Source organism: Gemmata sp. SH-PL17, from assembly GCF_001610855.1.
GTDB classification, from domain to species: Bacteria; Planctomycetota; Planctomycetia; order Gemmatales; family Gemmataceae; genus Gemmata; species Gemmata massiliana.
On the sequence record NZ_CP011271.1, the window covers coordinates 5,231,023 to 5,247,978 of the forward strand.

At 65.7% G+C, this 16,956-nt stretch carries 16 protein-coding genes, 1 tRNA gene and 1 pseudogene; 9 read left to right on the plus strand and 9 right to left on the minus strand.

Annotation, left to right across the window (positions count from 1 at the left end; translation table 11 throughout):
• Window positions 1-10: 10 nt before the first annotated feature.
• The gene (locus tag VT84_RS41030) at window positions 11-1,147 is read left to right on the plus strand and encodes an RNA polymerase sigma factor (protein ID WP_082840949.1); all 1,137 of its coding nucleotides are present in this window, start codon (window positions 11-13) and stop codon (window positions 1,145-1,147) included.
• 102 nt (window positions 1,148-1,249) lie between these two features.
• Here VT84_RS41030 and VT84_RS41035 read toward each other — a convergent pair.
• The 3 genes and pseudogenes from VT84_RS41035 to VT84_RS21475 all read right to left on the minus strand — a co-directional run.
• Window positions 1,250-1,459, minus strand: a pseudogene (locus tag VT84_RS41035) (IS5/IS1182 family transposase); the annotation flags it as partial.
• Entirely contained in the window at window positions 1,378-1,710 is a 333-nt protein-coding gene (locus VT84_RS41040) for a transposase family protein (RefSeq protein ID WP_315850285.1), read from the minus strand. The gene VT84_RS41040 and the pseudogene VT84_RS41035, both read right to left, overlap by 82 nt.
• 169 nt (window positions 1,711-1,879) lie before the next feature.
• Window positions 1,880-3,244: a transposase gene (locus VT84_RS21475; RefSeq protein WP_082839639.1), complete on the minus strand. Its 1,365-nt coding sequence runs from the start codon at window positions 3,242-3,244 to the stop codon at window positions 1,880-1,882.
• Between the two features lie 255 nt (window positions 3,245-3,499).
• Between VT84_RS21475 and VT84_RS21480 the strand changes: the two genes are divergently transcribed.
• The 8 genes from VT84_RS21480 (at window position 3,500) to VT84_RS21505 (ending at window position 6,046) form a co-directional block, all read left to right on the plus strand.
• The gene (locus VT84_RS21480) at window positions 3,500-4,159 is read left to right on the plus strand and encodes a helix-turn-helix domain-containing protein (protein WP_082840951.1); all 660 of its coding nucleotides are present in this window, start codon (window positions 3,500-3,502) and stop codon (window positions 4,157-4,159) included.
• Window positions 4,146-4,352, plus strand: a complete 207-nt coding sequence (locus VT84_RS40185) for a hypothetical protein (RefSeq protein WP_204249842.1) — start codon at window positions 4,146-4,148, stop codon at window positions 4,350-4,352. The genes VT84_RS21480 and VT84_RS40185 overlap by 14 nt, the downstream gene beginning before the upstream one ends.
• 4 nt (window positions 4,353-4,356) lie before the next feature.
• On the plus strand, window positions 4,357-4,608 hold the full coding sequence (locus VT84_RS42340) for a hypothetical protein (protein WP_410000403.1): 252 nt from the start codon (window positions 4,357-4,359) through the stop codon (window positions 4,606-4,608).
• Window positions 4,609-4,636: 28 nt separating this feature from the next.
• Window positions 4,637-4,774, plus strand: a complete 138-nt coding sequence (locus VT84_RS21490) for a transposase (protein WP_082840952.1) — start codon at window positions 4,637-4,639, stop codon at window positions 4,772-4,774.
• 241 nt (window positions 4,775-5,015) lie between these two features.
• Window positions 5,016-5,087: transfer RNA gene (locus VT84_RS21495), tRNA-Thr, on the plus strand.
• A 153-nt stretch (window positions 5,088-5,240) separates the two neighbouring features.
• Entirely contained in the window at window positions 5,241-5,405 is a 165-nt protein-coding gene (locus tag VT84_RS38755; RefSeq protein ID WP_157469689.1) for a hypothetical protein, read from the plus strand.
• Between the two features lie 72 nt (window positions 5,406-5,477).
• Window positions 5,478-5,750: a hypothetical protein gene (locus VT84_RS21500; protein WP_082840953.1), complete on the plus strand. Its 273-nt coding sequence runs from the start codon at window positions 5,478-5,480 to the stop codon at window positions 5,748-5,750.
• Complete coding sequence (locus VT84_RS21505) at window positions 5,747-6,046, plus strand: IS1 family transposase (protein ID WP_082840954.1); 300 nt, start codon at window positions 5,747-5,749, stop codon at window positions 6,044-6,046. Before VT84_RS21500 ends, VT84_RS21505 begins: the two co-directional genes overlap by 4 nt.
• A gap of 175 nt (window positions 6,047-6,221) precedes the next feature.
• On the opposite strand, the gene VT84_RS21510 is transcribed toward VT84_RS21505, so the two are convergent.
• From VT84_RS21510 to VT84_RS21535, 6 genes are all read right to left on the minus strand, one after another.
• On the minus strand, window positions 6,222-7,835 hold the full coding sequence (locus VT84_RS21510) for a TolC family protein (RefSeq protein ID WP_082840955.1): 1,614 nt from the start codon (window positions 7,833-7,835) through the stop codon (window positions 6,222-6,224).
• A gap of 166 nt (window positions 7,836-8,001) precedes the next feature.
• Window positions 8,002-12,042, minus strand: a complete 4,041-nt coding sequence (locus VT84_RS21515; protein ID WP_082840956.1) for an efflux RND transporter permease subunit — start codon at window positions 12,040-12,042, stop codon at window positions 8,002-8,004.
• 26 nt (window positions 12,043-12,068) lie between these two features.
• The gene (locus tag VT84_RS21520; protein ID WP_162271799.1) at window positions 12,069-13,442 is read right to left on the minus strand and encodes an efflux RND transporter periplasmic adaptor subunit; all 1,374 of its coding nucleotides are present in this window, start codon (window positions 13,440-13,442) and stop codon (window positions 12,069-12,071) included.
• 204 nt (window positions 13,443-13,646) lie between these two features.
• Complete coding sequence (locus VT84_RS21525; RefSeq protein ID WP_082840958.1) at window positions 13,647-15,134, minus strand: sigma-54-dependent transcriptional regulator; 1,488 nt, start codon at window positions 15,132-15,134, stop codon at window positions 13,647-13,649.
• A gap of 24 nt (window positions 15,135-15,158) precedes the next feature.
• Complete coding sequence (locus VT84_RS21530; protein ID WP_082840959.1) at window positions 15,159-16,550, minus strand: sensor histidine kinase; 1,392 nt, start codon at window positions 16,548-16,550, stop codon at window positions 15,159-15,161.
• 220 nt (window positions 16,551-16,770) lie between these two features.
• A complete protein-coding gene (locus VT84_RS21535) occupies window positions 16,771-16,956 on the minus strand; it encodes a hypothetical protein (RefSeq protein WP_052551867.1) in 186 nt (61 codons plus the stop codon).

Genomic DNA, 16,956 nt, shown 5'->3' on the forward strand with positions numbered 1-16,956 from the left:
CGGAGGCACCATGAACCGGCTTCGTACTGGCCCTCTTCCCGTTGTCCAACTGCGAGACGCGCTCCGCTCGGATCTCGATGCCCTGCCCGACGCGGAACTCCTCGACCGGTTCGCCCGGTACGCGGACCACCCTGCGTTCGAGGTGCTGCTCCGGCGGCACGGGCCAATGGTGCTCGGTGTTTGCCGTCGAACGCTCGCCAACGTCTCCGACGCAGAGGACGCATTTCAGGCGACGTTCCTTGTGTTCATTCGCAAAGCCCGGTCGCTCCGGCGCGCGGACCGACTCGGTCCGTGGCTCTATGGGGTGGCGTGTCGCGTGGCGATGAAGGCGCGGGCGCGAGCGGCACGGCTCGCCGAGTATCGGACCGAGGTACGCGAGATGATTTCCGATCCCAACGTGCCGGCCGCGGTACCGGACTGGCTCCCCGTTCTCGACACCGAACTGGCCGCGCTCCCGGCGAAGTACCGCGACGCGCTCGTGATGTGCGAACTGGAGGGCGCGTCTCGCGCGGACGCGGCGAAGGCGCTCGGCGTTCCAGAGGGCACGCTCTCCAACCGTCTGGCACGCGGGCGCGAACTCCTACGGAGGCGGTTGCTCAAACACGGCACGCTGCTCCCAACGGGTGGGCTGGTGGCGTTGCTCACGACAAATGGTGTCGGGCGGGCGATGGTGCCCGCGGCGCTGCTCGCGCGGACCTCCGAACTGGCAGTGACGGCAACGAGTGCGGTGACCGGGGCGGTCCCGGTCGGTGCGGCTCAACTCACGGACGAGGTACTGAAGAGCATGTTCCTCACGAAATTGCGCGGCGCCGGAGTCGCGGTTCTAGTCCCGACTCTCATGGCGACGGGGCTTGCTGTGGCGTGGTCCGGTGAAGAACCGCGCGCGGTGGAAGCGAACGGCGTCGCACGGGCACCGGCGCCATCCGGCTCGAAGCCGCTCGAACACGGACTCGTTCCGAGCGCTCGAGAACAGATCCCGTCCGCGAACACCGGCCCTGGGGCCGCGCTCTCAGATCAGGACGCGATGCAGGGGCTGTGGGTGGCCGAGCGGGTTGAACTCGGACGCGGGGGGCGCTCCTTCCCACGCGGTTTGCGTCGCGGTGCCGCGCCCAACCCTGCCGGGTGCAACACACCGATCCCAACCTAGCCCAGATCGCCGATCCCGCCCCCCCCCCTTCGGGAGCCGCTTCCGTCGCGACTTCTCGAGCCGCTTGATGTCCGCCCACGGCCCCGGTACCGAGTCGAACACGTCCACGATCGCTCCAGACTCCTCATCCACGGCCACTTGGCTCTTGAGCGCGTGGGCCTTCTTCTTGCCCGAGTAATACGCGCGCTGGCGACGCTTGGGGCGCGGGAGCCGTTGCTCGAACGAGTCGATCACCGCGGCCAAAGCGGGTGTGTCCGCGAGCAACGACGGCAATCGCTTGCGTTTGGCGACGCCGGGGTCGGGCATGCGCATCGTGTCCCGGCCCGTGCCCCCGGTGCCGGCCGGCACCGGGGGCGGGCGCGGCTGGCGGTCGAGTCGGAGACCCCGAACCGGAATCCGAGCACCTCGTTGGTCGGGTACTGGCACAGCCAGATGACGGTCAACAGCACGTGATCGGCGGTCGACAGATCGAAGTCGTCGCCGCCCCCGATCGCCCGTTGCCGGTTGGAGCGCGTGTCGGTGCGCGGCTTCAACAGCCAGGACCACATCCGCCGCCAACGCATCGAACGCGGCGACGGTCAACCCGGTCAGGCGACCGAACACGACCGGGGACTTTCGCAGGTTCTCGAGACGCGCAATCATCGACGCCATCCAACAAAACCAGATTCGTCCCGACAGCCTACGAACCAACGGCTATCGTGAATGAGGTATATTCCCATCCCTTTCAATGCATCACGTCTGTTCATCGTTGAGTAGTCGTGATGTGGCGACGTGTTTGGCGTCGGGGAACCGGGTGCGGGGTGGGCGCGGTTTCTTCGGTCCCCGCGTGGCTTTCCGATATCGCCCCAGGTTCGCACCTCGAGCCAACCCCACCAGCCATTCGGCCATCCGGCCGACCGACCATACGCCGATCTCGACCCACGCTTCGGCCGGGACCGCGATCCACAACCCCGGGCACGCGCCCGATACCTCCAACGCCAAGTGGTAATCCGAGACCCCGTCCGCGCGCCCCGCGCCGTGGGCCGCCCGCAACGCTCCTTTCACACCCGCGTACACGTTCCCCGCGGCCAACGCCACGCAGAACCCGAACAATGCGGCCGGCGGATAACCGAGCGCGTTCACCTCGCACCGGAGCACCGTTGTCAACCGCAGGAACAGCCCCTCGACCGACCAACGCCCCCGGTACAGCTCGACCACTCGTGCCCCGGTCGCCGCCCGGGCCGGCAGGTTCGTCAGCACCTCGATGACCTCGTCCCCATCACGGGTCGGGTGGTCCAACGTGAGCCGCACCCGGCGCACCGCCAACTCGGCCCCGCTCGGCTCGGTCAGCCAAATCGTCTGCTCGGCGAGCGCTCCGGTGTCGGTCCGACCCACCTCGACCCAGTCCGATTCCCGGTCCCAACTCAGGGTCGCGGCGTGCCGCCGGATCACGAACGAGCCGTTCCGTCGGGCGATCCCGAACAGGAACCCGGTGGTGCAAAAGTTCCGATCCGCGACCCACACGTCGTTCTCATCCACCGTCGCCAGGATCGGGTCGAGCAGGGACCGCTCCTGGGCGTGGGCGTCCTCACACGGGATCACGTCGATGGCCAACCCGAGAGCCGGGTCAAGGACCACCAGGGCCTGCCCCGGCAACGGCCCGGCGATCACGTCCCGCAACGGCTTGAGGCGCCGCTGGGTCTTGCTCAGGTGATTCCCATCGAGCACCTTTACTCGATACCCGGGAAGCGGTTCCACTTCCGCTCCGCCCATCGCCCGGATGACCGGCCCCAACCGCTCGGCCGTGTGTTGCACCCGTTCCCGTCCGGCGGCGGTCGGAACCCGGGCCAGGCGGGCGTACACGGCCGAAACGGACACCGGCAGGTGGTCGTCCGCTTGGTACGCGGCGTGGGCCGAGGGCTTCACCCGGCACACGACCGTGGCCATCAGATCGACGCATGTGGAGAACAGGAGCTCGCGGTCGTCCCGATCCCCGGCGATGCGCACGAACAGGTCATCCAGGTGCCCGGGATCGAGCGCGTACTCAAACGCACCCCGGATCGCAACCGCCATCGGGCTGTGGGCGATGAATCGCTCAAGGACCGCATCCAGCAACATCCGTGCTCCTCATCATGCCCACGCAACATCTACCCCCGTAGGCTATTACGGATCACACGCCTGTGTTGAAAGGGATGGGTATATTACCTACGGGTCCGGCCCTATTGGAGGCCCCCCCGGATGGTGGTTGGCGACAGGGGTACGGCCAACAGGAACTCGTGGACGCGATCGAGGCCCGTGGTGGTAACCCCGTGATCCCTAGTGGAGTCTCATTCGGTTGCTTGGTAATTGGTGGTTGGCCCCGAATAATAGGTCATGAAACCACCTCTGTTCGTTCGCGAACTCACCGATCCGGAGCGCCAGGCAATCAGCGCCGGGCTCCGTAGCCGCGAGGCGTTCACGCTCCGACGCGCCCAGATCCTCTTGGCCAGTGCTGAGGGCCGCCGACCGGCCCGGATCGCGGCGCACGTGGGCTGCGCCATCGGGACCGTCCACAACACCCTCCACGCCTTCGAGAAGGAGGGCGCGGGTTGCCTGAAGGAGAAGAAGCGCGGACCAAAGGATGCCCAACCCGTACTCGATGAGGCGAAGGCGGACCCGCTCAAGGGCATCCTGCACCAGTCCCCGCGACGCTTCGGCAAGGCTCGAAGCACCTGGACCCTGGATCTGTTGGCCGATGTCGCTTTCGAGCAAGAATTGACCCCGCGACGGCTGTCCCACGAAGCCGTTCGGCAGGCTGTCAAGCGCCTGGGCAGCGGGTGGAAACGCGCCAAAAAGTGGATCACCAGCCCCGACCCGGCGCACGCGCGAAAAAAAAGCGCGGGACCGCCTGATCCGGTTGGCGGCGGCGCACCGGGAGTGGGTGCTGGGGTATCAGGACGAGTGCTGGTGGAGTCGGCTGGCGTTGCCGGCGATGCACGCCTGGTCGGACGACGGCCCGTTGCGGTTGGTCGAGCGCGAGGTGCCGAAGGGTGATACGGACCCCAAGGCGCGGTCGTGCTACGGGCGGTTGCGTGCGGACACGGGCCGGATGATGCTGCGGTTCGTGACCGGTCGCCCGGTTTCGCAAGTAACCGAGGACTACTTGGCGTGGGTGCAAGCGGTTGGGCGAGGAGGGGAAGAAGGCGCTGCTCTTGGTGTGGGACAACGCGGCGTGGCACGTCAGTAAGCGGGTGCGCGTCTGGATCAAGTCCCACAACAAGAAGGCGCGTGCGGAGGGCGGTGTTCGGATCGTGGCGTGCTTCCTGCCGGTGAAGAGCCCGTGGCTCAACCCGATCGAGCCCAAGTGGGCGCACGGCAAAGAAGGCTGTCGTCGAGCCGGGACCCCTACTCGCGGCCAACGAGGTCCGAACTCGTGTGTGCGACTACTACGGCTGCGAACACCTGGAACCCCTCGCACAACTATCCGCCTGAAACTGCACTAGTCGGAAGAACCGGACCGCGCCGCAAAATATCGACACGGACCGGTACAAAAAACGCAACTTGGTCGAGCGGTTTTGGGCCAAGGCCAAACAGTACCGGCGCCTTGCCACCCACTACGAGAAGACCGTACGCAACTTCCTCGCTTCGTTCACGTGGCATCCATCGTGATCCTACTGCGGTATACCTTCGGTCCATCCACACGGCCTAGAAATCGATCGGGGAATCGGAGTACAATTTGTCCGACTTGCCGACGAACCCGTGCGCGGTAGAATCGGTTTTAGACACGTCAGCCACTCCTCAAAAGTGGTTGGTGTAGTGGTCGGGTGTAGCAAACACCACAACCGTGTTACTGGGAGATAGGGTATAGTTGACTGAAGTGGTTCAAAAATCTTGATATCCAAGTAAATTTGCCGCCTTAGCTCAGCGGTAGAGCACGGCTTTCGTAAAGCCGGGGTCCAGGGTTCAAATCCCTGAGGCGGCTCTGACGTAAACGCCGCAAGGAAATAATCTTGCGGCGTTTTTTCCTATTGAATGCGTGACGTGCATCGGGAAGTTACGTCGCTTTTTTCTATGCGGGCAAGCCTGACTGACAGCGCGGGAGGTGATGGGTTATCGCTTCCACGGAGGGAACCCGATGGCTCGTCGCACTCGCCGCCCGGCCCCAACCGTGGAGCACACCTTGGCTCCCACCACAACGACCTGCGTGGCAGGCGGTCGCCACGTGTACCCCGACTATTCCAACTTCCGCACCGTCACCACGCTCACCGGGGTAGTGGCCCACGAGTCGGGATCATCATAAGTTGTTGAGATGCCAGCCTCAACTCCTTCTCGGTCCCCGGTTCCGCCGTGTCCGCGGTGTGGGGCATCCCACGTGGTACGCAACGGTCTCACCCACTCGAGCACCCCGGGGTTCCGGTGTCGTGGGTGCGACCGGCGGTTCGTCGCGGCCCCGAAGACCGGCCCGGTCCCGGAGGTCACCAAGGACTTGGTCCGTCGGCTGCTGAGCGAGCGGGTCGGGGTGCGGGCCATCGCCCGGATCACCGGTCGGTCCCGGTCCTGGGTCCAGGGGTTCGTCAACACCCTGTACCGGGACCGCACCCCGCATGATCCCGGACCGCCCCCAAAAAGACCGGCCCGGTCGTGATCGAGGCCGACGAGCTGTGGAGTTTCGTGGGCACCAAGGCCGATGTGCGGTGGGTCTGGGTGGCTCTCGACGCGGGCACCCGGCGGGTGCTCGCGATGGTCCTCGGGGACCGATCCTCGGGCACCGCCCGGGGCCTCTGGGACGCGCTCCCGCGCGGGTACCGGACCGGGGCCATCGTGTACACCGATTTCCTCGCCTCGTATCGGGTCGTAATCCCCAGGGCTCTGCACCGAGCGGTAGGCAAGGACACGGGCCTCACCGCCCACATCGAGCGCTTCTGGCTGCCCCTGCGCTAACGGTGCGCCCGGTTCGTCCGGAAGACGCTCACGTTCTCCAAGTGCCCAAGGAATCACCTCGGCGCCTTATGGTACTTCATGCGACTGTACAACGCATCCCGACCGTAGGGCCACTACCCCTTCGGCGACTTCGCCGCGACCGAGCGGTCGAGTACCCTCCACCCGACGACTCTCGTCACTTCTCCTCGTTCAGCTCCAGGCGCGCGGCCGGGGGCGTAAAGTACAGTTCGTCCGTCTGGAGCAAGTTCCCCACGTCTACTACGGCTTGCCACTGCGCGGTCAGTGCGGCGAGATAGTTCTGGAGCGATTGAACGAGGTTCTGCTGCGCCACCACGATGTCGTTGAACGACACCTTGCCCCCGGGCACGTCGCCCGGTTCCTGCTGGTACCGGCAGATCACGCCCTGGTACACCTGCGTGAGAGCCGGAAGCACCTTCTCGCGGTAGTTCGTCGCGGCGACCCGGTTCGATTCGTAGCGCCCCAGGGCGTCGGCCAGCCGGCTCACGAGGTCGTTCTCGGTGACCGTGAGTGCCGCAGTGTTCGAGGCGATCTGAGCCTCGGCCGACCGGATGTTCCCCTGGTTCCGGTCGAACACCGGCATCGGCAACCCGACCTGGAGATTGAACTGGTTCAGCCGCGCGAGGTTGTCGTACTGGACGACGAGGTTGGTCGCTATGTCCGGCACCCGATTGAGCCGCTGGAGCCGGAGGTTCGTTTGGGCCTGGAGCAGGCGGTTGCGCGCGGTCAGGATGTCCGTGTGCGCCTCTGCGACCCGGATTCGGGCCGCTGCCGCGTCGATCGCCGGCGGCGACAGGTCGACCGATCCACCCAGCGCGACCGGCGTCATATCGGGCTGGCCTAAAGCCGCGGCCAACTGGCGCCAGTTCGAGCGGTAGTTCGCCTTGGCCAGCGCGAGCGCGTTCCGCGCTTGGACTGCTTGTGCGTACAACTGGAGCGGCTCGTACCCGGCCGCTTCACCGGCCGCCACCTGGCGCAACTGGAGTTGGTACACTTCGTCGGCCATCGTGACCAGCGCTGTGTTCACCTCAATGCCCTTTTGGGCCAACTGCACCTGGAAGTAATTCGACCGGACGGCCGTGGACACGTCCATTTCGGACTTGCGGACGGCGACGTAGGCGTTGATGTAATCGAACCGGGCCACAGCTTGTGCCAGGCTCAGTTTGCCGGGAAACTTGATGAGCTGGTTGACGAACCCGCCCTGTTGTCCTGCGTTGTTCGCCGGCGGGTGCGGGCCGGGTGTGACTTGGTCCGCCTCGTACCCGAGGGTCGGGTTCGGGTGCAGCCCGGCCTGAATCATCTGGCCGTAAGCGACCCCGACGTCGGCGGTCGCGCGTCTCAGCACCGGGCTGTTCGTCCGCGCCGTCTGTTGTAGATCGGCCAAGGTAAGCGCCGCGCCGGCTGGAGCTTCTACCGCCCCGACGGGGACGGCTTCCGGATACGCCTCGCGGACCAATTTCAGCCGGTCCCCGGGCGGCGTGTCTTTTGTCAAACGCGGCGGGCGCACCGGCGGCACTTCGGTACCGGGAAACCCTGGCGGTAGCTCGAACGCACGCGGCCCCTTGCCCGGTTCCCCGGCCGGTGGCGTGGGTGGCGTCATTTTCGGTGCCGGAGGCGGTGCGAGCAGTGCGGTCGTTCGCGCGTCGAACCCGGCGCTCGGCTCCGGCAAATACCCGGCCGGCGGCGTGCGGTACATGCAGCCGGTCGCAGTCAGGGCCGCGGCCCCGGCCAATCGAGCAGCTCGCAGCGACCACATCCGGTTCACCATCATCGATTCTCCAACCGCACGAAACACCGCGTTAGGAATTAATCGGATTGAGCTGATCGACCCCTTTATGCCGAATGTGTCAATTTCAAAAGATGTATCAGACAGGCAAGTTTGATGCGCGCGACAACGGGCCCCGAAGTTCGGAGCCGGTTGCAAATTCGTGAGGCGTTTAGTGGGAGAAATCGCCCGCGCCTTCGGGGGGAGTGCGGTCGCCGTAGAAGCTGTAGAGCACCGGAACCAGAACGAGCGTCAGGATGGTGAACAGCATCCCGCCCACCACCACCACCGCGAGCGGCCGCTGCGATTCGGACCCCATCTTGGTCGAGAACGCAGCCGGTAACAGCCCGAGAATGGCAGCCAGCGCCGTCATAACCACCGGCCGAACGAGTTGCCGCGTGCCGCGCGAGAGAGCTTCGTTCAGCTCCACCCCGCGAGCGCGCAATCCGTTAAAGGCCGAGACGAACAGCAACCCGTTCATCACCGCGACGCCGAGAATGGAGATGAACCCGACCGCCGCGGAGATGTTGAAGTTCAGGCTCGCGAGTTTGAGCGCCCACACCCCGCCGACGCCCATCGCCAGTACGTTGGCGAACACCACGGCCGCGTCCAAAAACGACCGGAACGCGAGGTACAAGAGGAGCGCGATGAGCGCCAAAGACAGCGCGAACATCCGGGCCATCCGCTTCTCGGCCTCTTCCATCTGCTTGAACTCCCCGCTCCACTCTGCCCGGTACGGGGGCTTCAGGAGCGGCTCCACCGCGGCGCGGGCCTCACTCACCGTGCTCGCCAGGTCGCGCCCACGGACCTCGAACTTGATCGCGATGAGGCGCTGCCCCTGTTCGCGGTAGATCGTCGAAGCACCGGGGCGCAAGAACGACCCGCCGGGATCGGGTTGACCGCTCGCGTTGATCGGCGTCACCAGATCGTCGAGGCGCCGGGTCGGGGTCGTTGTCCACACGGGGGCCGCGTTGTACGGGTTCCCGGTCGAGACGGGCGGCGCAACCGCAGAACCGGTCGGTGAAGTGCCCACCCCGGTGCCACTAATTTGAGAACTCGGGGCGCTGGGAGGTCCGCCGGCCGTAACCGTGTTGCCGACCGGCACCGGGATCGAACGGATCGCGGCCTCGTCCGCGCGCAACCGCAGCGGCCACCGAACCGTCAGGTCGGCCTGCTTCTCGCCCTCCTGGATTTGCGTCGCGGCCTTCCCGCCCACGGCCGATCCGATCACCGCTTGCACGTCCGCGGCCGACACGTTCCAAAGAGCGCACTTCCTGCGATCGATCGGGAACTCCAGGCTCGTTTGTCCCTGAATGCGAAACACCCCCGGGTTCTCGACCCCCTGAACCGAGTCCAACTTGTCCTTGATCTGCCCGGCGATCCGTTCGAGCGAATCCAGTTCCGGCCCGATCACCTTGATCGAGTTCTCCCCCTTCACCCCGGACAGCGCTTCCATCACGTTGTCGCGGATGATCTGCGAGATGTCCCAGTCCACCCCCGGGAACCGCTGGGCGAGCGCCTCGTTCAGGTCGCTCACCATTTCCACTTTCTTCCGCGGGCGGCCGTATTTCGGGTGCGCCGGCCACAGCGGTTCGGGGCGGAGCGGGCAAAACGTCTCGACGTTGTAGTAGCCGGTGGGATCGGTCCCGTCGTCCGGCCGGCCGATCGCCGGAACGACCACCGCGAACTCCGGGAACTCGTGCAGCAGCTCGCGTAATTGCCGCGCTCGGGTTCCGGATTCCTCCAGCGACACGTTCACGGGGAACGTACCCCGAACCATCAGGTTGCCTTCTTCGAGTTCCGGCATGAACTCGCGCCCCATGTTTGCCGCGACCACCCCGGTGTAACACAGGCCGCCGACGAACACCGCGAGCGCGACCCAGCGCAGCCGAAGGGTGACGCGGAGCTGCGCGAGGAAGACCCAGTTCAGGGCGCGAACGAGACGGTTCTCGGGATCACCGTGTCGCGGAACGAACAGGAACTTCAGCGGGGCGAGAATCACCGGGAGCAAAAACGCCCACGACACGGTCCGGCCCAGGCGCGCCCAGAAGCCCGTTCCCGGCGGCTTCCCCAAATTCCTCAAGAGCAGCAGGCACAACACCGGCGACACGGTCAGAGCCAGAACCAGCGCCCCGGCCAGCGCGAACGCATACGTGTCGGCCATCGGCCCGAAAATCTGCCCCTCCGGTCCCTTCATCGTGAAGAGCGGGAGCAGCGCGCACACCATCACGACGGTCGCGAAGAACAGGCTCTTGGTGACCGCACCGCACGCGGACGCGATGCGATCGGCCAGCGGCACGTCCGCGTGCTCGTCCGCGTTCAGGTGCCGGTAAATGCTCTCCACGATGATGACGGACGAGTCCACGATGATGCCGAAGTCCACTGCGCCGATGGACAGCAAATTGGCCGATTTCCCCCGTGCGTAGAGCACGCCGAACGCGAACAACAGCGCCAAGGGAATGTTGATCGCGACGATAACTGCGGCGCGAACATTCCCGAGGAACATCAGGAGGATGGCCGTCACCAGCGCCATGCCGACCAGCAGGTTCTCGTTAACCGTCTCGGTCGTGCGGTTGATGAGTTCGGTGCGGTTGTAGAACGGGGAGATCCGCATCCCCGCGGGGAGCTTGCCGGGCTGGTTCAGTTCGTCGATCCGGGCGAGCACGGCCGTCAGCGCGGGGAGCGACTCCTGCCCCTTGCGGAGCAGCACGATCCCCTGCACCACGTCGTCCTCGTCGCTCCACCGATTGTCGTCCCACCCGTCCCACCGGCCGCCCGCCGTGTAGAACCGCCAGCCGACCGGGTTATCGGGCAGACGCTCGCGCAGCTCCGCACGCACCGCCGCACGTTCGGCGTCGGACAGCGCGTCCCACGATCGCGCGTCGGCCGGGCGGTCCTGCCAGCGCATGTTCTCGTCACGCCACCACACGGCCTGTGTCGGGTCGCCGGGTTCCGGTGCGGGGCCGACGAACAGGCTCCGCAGTTCCTCGCCGAAACTCGGGGGCGTGGGTTCGGGCCAGTTGCGCTGTTGGCGCGCGTGTCGCTTTTCGCGGTCCGAGAGCGCGGCCCACTCGCGGGCGCGCAACGGGCGGCTGATCCCCACGCGCCCCTGCCGCGTTTGGTTCCCCACCACCACCCCGCGCGCGGTGAGTGCCTTGCTCCACGCCAGTTTCATTGTGGTCGTCGCGTCGTCGTCGCGCGAGGTACCGTCGGTGTTCAGCACCGGGCCGTCGTCCCAGCGCCCGGCGACGTCCCACTCGGTGGTGCCGTCCGGCTTCTGGAACAGTTTGGACGGGTTCACCGAGCCGTCCGCGTTCAGAACCGGCCCGCCGTCCACGAGGTTGTCCACGCGAACCGGAACGGTGTTCACCGCCGCGACGACGACTTGCCGGATCTCGCGGCACCGGCGCGCCTCCTCGATCCGCAAGTGGGCCGCGGCCCGAACCGGGTCGCGCGTCGCCAGCGTCGGAAGGTAAGGGTCTTGCCCCTGACCAATGAGGCCCAGCGATCGCACCACAACGGTGCGCTGAACGCCTTGCGTCAGATTGTCGCCGCTCCCGTTCGCGTTCGCGGCCCCCAGCGCGGACTGTAACTGAGCCAGGGTAATGCCGTACTGCCGCAACCGGTCCGGATCGGGTTGGACCTCGTAGCGCTTCACCGTCCCGCCGATGCCGGTCACGCCCGCGATCCGGGGCACGCGCAGCAGTTCGCGCTGAATCACGTAATCTTCGATGGCCTTCAGGTCGCTCAGGGTGTACACCGGACGCCCGGTCGCGTCCTTCGGGTTGTAAATGGTGAAGCGGAGGATCTCGCCGACCGGCGAGGCGGGAGAAATTTGGGGCGTGACACCGGTCGGCAAGTTCACCGACGCGAGCCGGTTGAGCACGTCCTGTTTGGCCTGGTCGTAATCGCGCGAGTAATCGAACTGGTTACGAACGTGGGCCAAACCAAAAAGAGATTTGCTCCGGGTCGTTTCGAGCCCCGGCATACCGGCCAGCGCGACTTCGAGGGGAACGGTGACCTGGCGCTCGACTTCTTCGGCACTCGCGCCCGGGTACTGGGCCACCACTTCGATGATGGCCGGGGCCGGATCGGGGTATGCTTCGATGTTGACGTGTGCGAATGCGTAACCGCCGGTCACAGCGAGGGTGGTCACGAGGATCATGACCACGAGCGGATTCGCGACCGCCCAACCAATCAACTTCTGAATCATCGGGCGAAAACCCTATGGTCGGGCGGTTACGGTTTCGGCTGAGGGAGGTCGGTGAACGCGCTGCCCAACAGGAGCGAGCCGGAAGTGACGACCGCGTCGCCCGGCTTCAGTCCCCCGGACCGTGCGGCGATGGCGATCGTGTCGCGGGAGCGGCGCACGACCGTCACCGGGCGCCGAACGTACCGGTCGCCGGACGAGTCCGCCCGGACGAACACCGAGCTCTCGCGCCCGTCTTCGACAACCGCCTCAGCGGGGACTTCGATTTCGTCGCTCGAAGTCGGGATTTTGACAGTCACGGTCACGGCCATCCCCGCGCGCAGGTCGCCTTTTTCGTTCTCGACGGTCCCCGTAACGAGTGCCGTGTGCTGCGCGGGGTCGATCGCCATCCCGATTCGTTCCAACTTCCCGGTGTGCACCGTGCCCGGCGATGCGACCGCGCTGATGGCCCACTCGCGCGGCAGCGAGAGCTTGCAGATCAGTGGAAGGTCTTCCTCGTACACGTGAACCCATACCGCGAGCGTGGACACGTCCCCGATGCGGAACAGGTCGGAGGTCGTGTCCACCACCTGTCCCGCGGCCACGTTCTTTTCGAGAATGACGCCGCTGATCGGGGCCTTGACTTCAACGCGCGCCCACTTCGCCGGGTCGGTCCGCTTCGCGTCGGGGGCGGACAACTGGTCGGCACTTTCCCGGAGCGCGGCAATCTCGTCTGCCGGCACGCGCCAGGCCCGAAGCGTCGCCTCGGCCCGCTCAACGGCCACGCGATCGGCTTGAACCGTCCGCTCGGCCTCGCGCACCGTGCGCTCCGCGGTCCCGTTGATCTGGTAGAGTTCGTCCAACCGGCGGTACGTCTTCTCGTCCGTTTTGAGTTTGGAAACGGCGTCCACGAACTCGCTCTTCTTCGCGCCGAGGTCCGCGCTCCACACCACGGCCAGCACATCACCCCGGGTCACTTTGTCCCCGACACGCAGACCCGAGTTGCTCGTCGGAAACGCGGACGGCATGTGGGAGCCCAGTTCCTGGTTAGTTGAACCGCCCGCCTCAATGACCTGTCCGGCGAACGGCGACTGAACGCGAACCAACCGCCCGTTGTCGAAATTGAGAACGCCCTGGAACGACGGCAGGTTCCGAGTGGCCGGCGGGAGCGTCGCGGGCACCGTTTTCAGCCCGAGGGACGCGCACACGTCCGCCGGGACGACGATCTGATCGGTTCCGTCGCGTCGGATCTTGGCGACCGTGTCCGGTTCCTTTTTCTCGACCGTTCCGCCGCCGTGTGCGGACCGCACGGTACCAGCCGCCAGCCAAGTCGCCGCAACGCCGGCGACGAGTACCACGCCGCCAACAGCTAAGGCACGACCGGCAAGACCGAGTCGATCGGTGAGGGCGGACAACTTAAGCATGATCATCCCAGGTGAACCGTCCGGCAGCGATGCGCACGATCACGTGGAAGTGATTAACTCAATTTCCATGCCACACGAGAAGCCGCGGCACGAAAATGACGGAAGTTGCTATTCAGTAACAAGATATGTCAATTGAATGATTTCACCCAAGAAGAAACAGCGCGCCGGACGTGATCGACCGACGACCGGAAAGACGCGCGGGTCTTAATCGGCGTGGTCGTCGTCCGCGCTCAGGCTCCGCTCGATTGTCAAGCCCAATGCACGGAGCTTGTGGCGCAGGCTCCCGCGCGTGATGCCGAGTAACTCCGCGGCGCGCAGTTGATTCCCGCCCGTTCGCTCCAAAACTCGTGTGAGGAGCTGACGTTCGAGCAGGGTGAGGCACTCCGAGTACAACTCCCGCGAACCGGCGTCCAATCGCTCCGCAATGAACTGATCCCAATCGAGCGCCGGCCGATTGGGAACTGTGGCCACTGGAGCCGGAGCAGCGCCGTTACTGGTGGGCGCCTCAACGGGCTGAACGGCGACCTCTTTTTGCAAAGACGCAAGAACGTCCGGCAGAAGGATGCCCCCGCTCATCTTGAGCATTCCCTGCTTCAGAACGCTCTGGAGTTCGCGAATGTTACCCGGCCACCGATATCGGCGAAGCGCGTCCCGGAACTCCGGCGACACGATCGGTACCGGGCGGCCGAATTCCGAAGCGAAGCGGTTCAGGTAGTAATCGGTCAGGAGATCGATATCGTCGCCCCGCTGTCGCAGCGGCGGGAGCGCGATGGTGAACACGTTGAGCCGGAAGTACAGGTCGGAGCGGAACCGCCCCTGCGCGACGAGTTTCTCCAGGTCGGCGTTGGTGGCCGCGATCACGCGGACATCGGTCTGGAGAGTTTCCGTCCCCCCCACACGCTCGAACCGCTGCTCCTGAATGGCCCGGAGGAGTTTGACCTGAGAGAGGAGCGGGAGTTCGCCCAATTCGTCGAGAAACAGCGTGCCACCCGAGCACTGCTCGAACTTGCCGATGCGCTTGCGGTCTGCGCCTGTAAACGCTCCCTTTTCGTGCCCGAATAATTCGCTCTCCAGGAGCGGTTCGGGGATAGCACCGCAGTTCACAGCCAGAAACGGCTTATCAGCTCGATTTCCGTGCTGGTAGATGGCCCGCGCAACGAGTTCCTTGCCAGTACCGGTGTCGCCCAGGATGAGAACCGTGGCGTCGGTCCCCGCGACGCGCCCGATGGCCTTGTACACCTCGTGCATCGCCGGGCACCGGCCGACGAGTGCATCGGCATCGGCGGGAGCCGGCGTGGTTTCGGCCACCACTGCCGGCACGTTCATGAGCCGGCTCACCTCGGCCGCGCGCCCGATCAGTTCTCTCAACTGTTCAAATGGAAGGGGCTTCGGCAGGTAGTCGAACGCCCCGCGCTTCATGGCCTGGATCGCCAGATCGGTCGTCCCGTGACCGGTAATCAGAATGACCGGCGTGCGGGCATCGATCTGCTTAATGCGGTCGAACGTCTGTAGCCCGGACGAATCGGGCAGGTTCACATCGAGAACCACCACGTCCGGCTTCCGTTCCGCGAACAGCGCCACGCCCTCGCTCGCGGTCCGGACCGTGAGGGTTTCGTAGTTGGGCGGGTAAAACGCCTTCTTGAAGGCGTGCTGGATGGCCGGTTCGTCGTCGATCAGCAGCAGCAGTGGCATCGCGTGTCCCCCGCACGAGTTTCCTTACCCGATGGGCAAGCGCATCACGAACGTGGCGCCACCGACCGGCCGATTGAACCCGTGCAGAACCCCTCCGTGATCTTCTACAATTCGCCGCGACACCACCAGCCCAAGACCGACCCCGGTTTCCTTCCCCGTCGCGAACGGCTCGAACAATCGGGGGAGCATGGCCGGGGTGATACCCGGCCCGGTATCGGTTACGGTCAGAGTGGCATCAGCGGTGTCGCGCCCGACGGTCAGTTCGAGAGTACCGCCCGTCGGCATCGCGTCCAGTGCGTTGAGCATCAGGTTGACGACCACCTGGCGCAACTGGGCCGGGTCCGCGTCGAGTGTAATCGCCCCCGGCGGAATAAATCGGATCGTCACGCCCTGCTGCCCCGCGCGCCCGCGGACGAGCTGTACGGCGCTCTCGGCGACCGCGGTCAGATCGCACTTCACGCGCTCCAGTTTCGGCGGGCGCGCGTAGTCGAGTAACGTTCTCAGGGACTGCTCGATGCGGCCCAATTCACTGTCGATGAGAGCCAGGTCCGCGTCCGTGAGCGCGCCGGCGGTCGGGTCCAGCCGCGCCATCTGAATTAATAACAATACGGACGTGAGCGGGTTCCGGATCTCGTGCGCGACGCCGGCGGCGAGTTGCCCCACCGCGGCCAGGCGCTCCGCCCGGCGCACGTCCTGCTCACGCTGCTGGAGCTGTCGCACGATCTGTTCGACCCGGTTCGCGAGCCCCTCCGGTCCGTCGAGGACCGAGCGCCCGTCGCGCTGCCACTCAACGGTCGCGACCTCCTGCATGCCCGAAGCGTCTTGAAGGCGGATCAGCAACGAATCCATTGCCCGGCGTAGCCCGCGCGCCAACCCGTACCCGAGTAGCAGGCCGGCGGCCGAACCGAGCACCCCGACCGCCACGAACCCCCAGGTCAGTCGGCGCAGGGTCGTCCGGTGGTCGAGCTCCGATTTTTCGATCTCCAGTGCGTTGAAGTCGCGCAACCGGTCGCACTCCGGAATCACGCGCGTCGTGAGGTACTCGGCCGCAGCAGCACTATCAGTCAGCGCACACAACAACAGGTATCGGGCAAAGCTATCGGTCACCTGCTGCGCGAGTTCCTGTTCGCCGCCTTTGTCGGCCAAGCGATCGATTTCCGAGAGGTGGAGCTGCACCCGTTCAAAGAGCGGTTCCAGGTTCGCCACCTTCCGCTCGTGAAGAGCGGCGAGGTCAACGAGCGTCTCGTGCAAATTGGCGGCCGCGCGCCGGCTCCCGATGTTCTCGTTCAGCACCTCGGCCGTTCGGAGCTGCTGGGCATTGAGATAAACGGCAACCGCCACGGACGTAGCCAAGAGAAGTGCGCTGGAGACGCTGGTCGCGAGGAGCAGGCGCCCGGGATAATTGTGCAGTGGCATAAGTCGCACCCGCGAATGTGCGAGGAGCACGTCCGTGATGAAATGGGGCCCCCATCGTGCGGCGGGGGCAACAAGAACCGGGCCAAAAAGTTCCCCCCGCCCGGTACACCTGGGAGCCCCCGGGCGCCGCGAGCACGTGATCCGAACGGGGTTTGGAACACGTGAAGCAGAGCACGCGCGGCCCACTCACTCGCGAGCGCCCCACTGCTCTCCGAGCGGCTCAGTCCTTGGTGTGCGGCGGAACCGGGGCCGCGATTTTCTGCTGGTCCTGGAGTGCCTCGTCGCGCGCCGCGGGCGCGAGGCACCCTTGGAACCACAGGATCGTGCCCCAACCGATCAGCCAAATGGCAATCAGTCGCAGGACGACCGATTGCCAGAATTGCGTCGCGGACCGGCCCTCCCGCAT

Bases quoted from the DNA above. Each gene is read 5' to 3' on its own strand.
- VT84_RS41030 (WP_082840949.1), top strand. From the start codon at position 11: ATGAACCGGCTTCGTACTGGCCCTCTTCCCGTTGTCCAACTGCGAGAC.
- VT84_RS41040 (WP_315850285.1), bottom strand. From the start codon at position 1,710: ATGCGTTGGCGGCGGATGTGGTCCTGGCTGTTGAAGCCGCGCACCGAC.
- VT84_RS21475 (WP_082839639.1), bottom strand. From the start codon at position 3,244: ATGTTGCTGGATGCGGTCCTTGAGCGATTCATCGCCCACAGCCCGATG.
- VT84_RS21480 (WP_082840951.1), top strand. From the start codon at position 3,500: ATGAAACCACCTCTGTTCGTTCGCGAACTCACCGATCCGGAGCGCCAG.
- VT84_RS38755 (WP_157469689.1), top strand. From the start codon at position 5,241: ATGGCTCGTCGCACTCGCCGCCCGGCCCCAACCGTGGAGCACACCTTG.
- VT84_RS21510 (WP_082840955.1), bottom strand. From the start codon at position 7,835: ATGATGGTGAACCGGATGTGGTCGCTGCGAGCTGCTCGATTGGCCGGG.
- VT84_RS21515 (WP_082840956.1), bottom strand. From the start codon at position 12,042: ATGATTCAGAAGTTGATTGGTTGGGCGGTCGCGAATCCGCTCGTGGTC.
- VT84_RS21520 (WP_162271799.1), bottom strand. From the start codon at position 13,442: ATGCTTAAGTTGTCCGCCCTCACCGATCGACTCGGTCTTGCCGGTCGT.
- VT84_RS21525 (WP_082840958.1), bottom strand. From the start codon at position 15,134: ATGCCACTGCTGCTGCTGATCGACGACGAACCGGCCATCCAGCACGCC.
- VT84_RS21530 (WP_082840959.1), bottom strand. From the start codon at position 16,550: ATGCCACTGCACAATTATCCCGGGCGCCTGCTCCTCGCGACCAGCGTC.
- VT84_RS21535 (WP_052551867.1), bottom strand. From the start codon at position 16,956: ATGCGGGAGGGCCGGTCCGCGACGCAATTCTGGCAATCGGTCGTCCTG.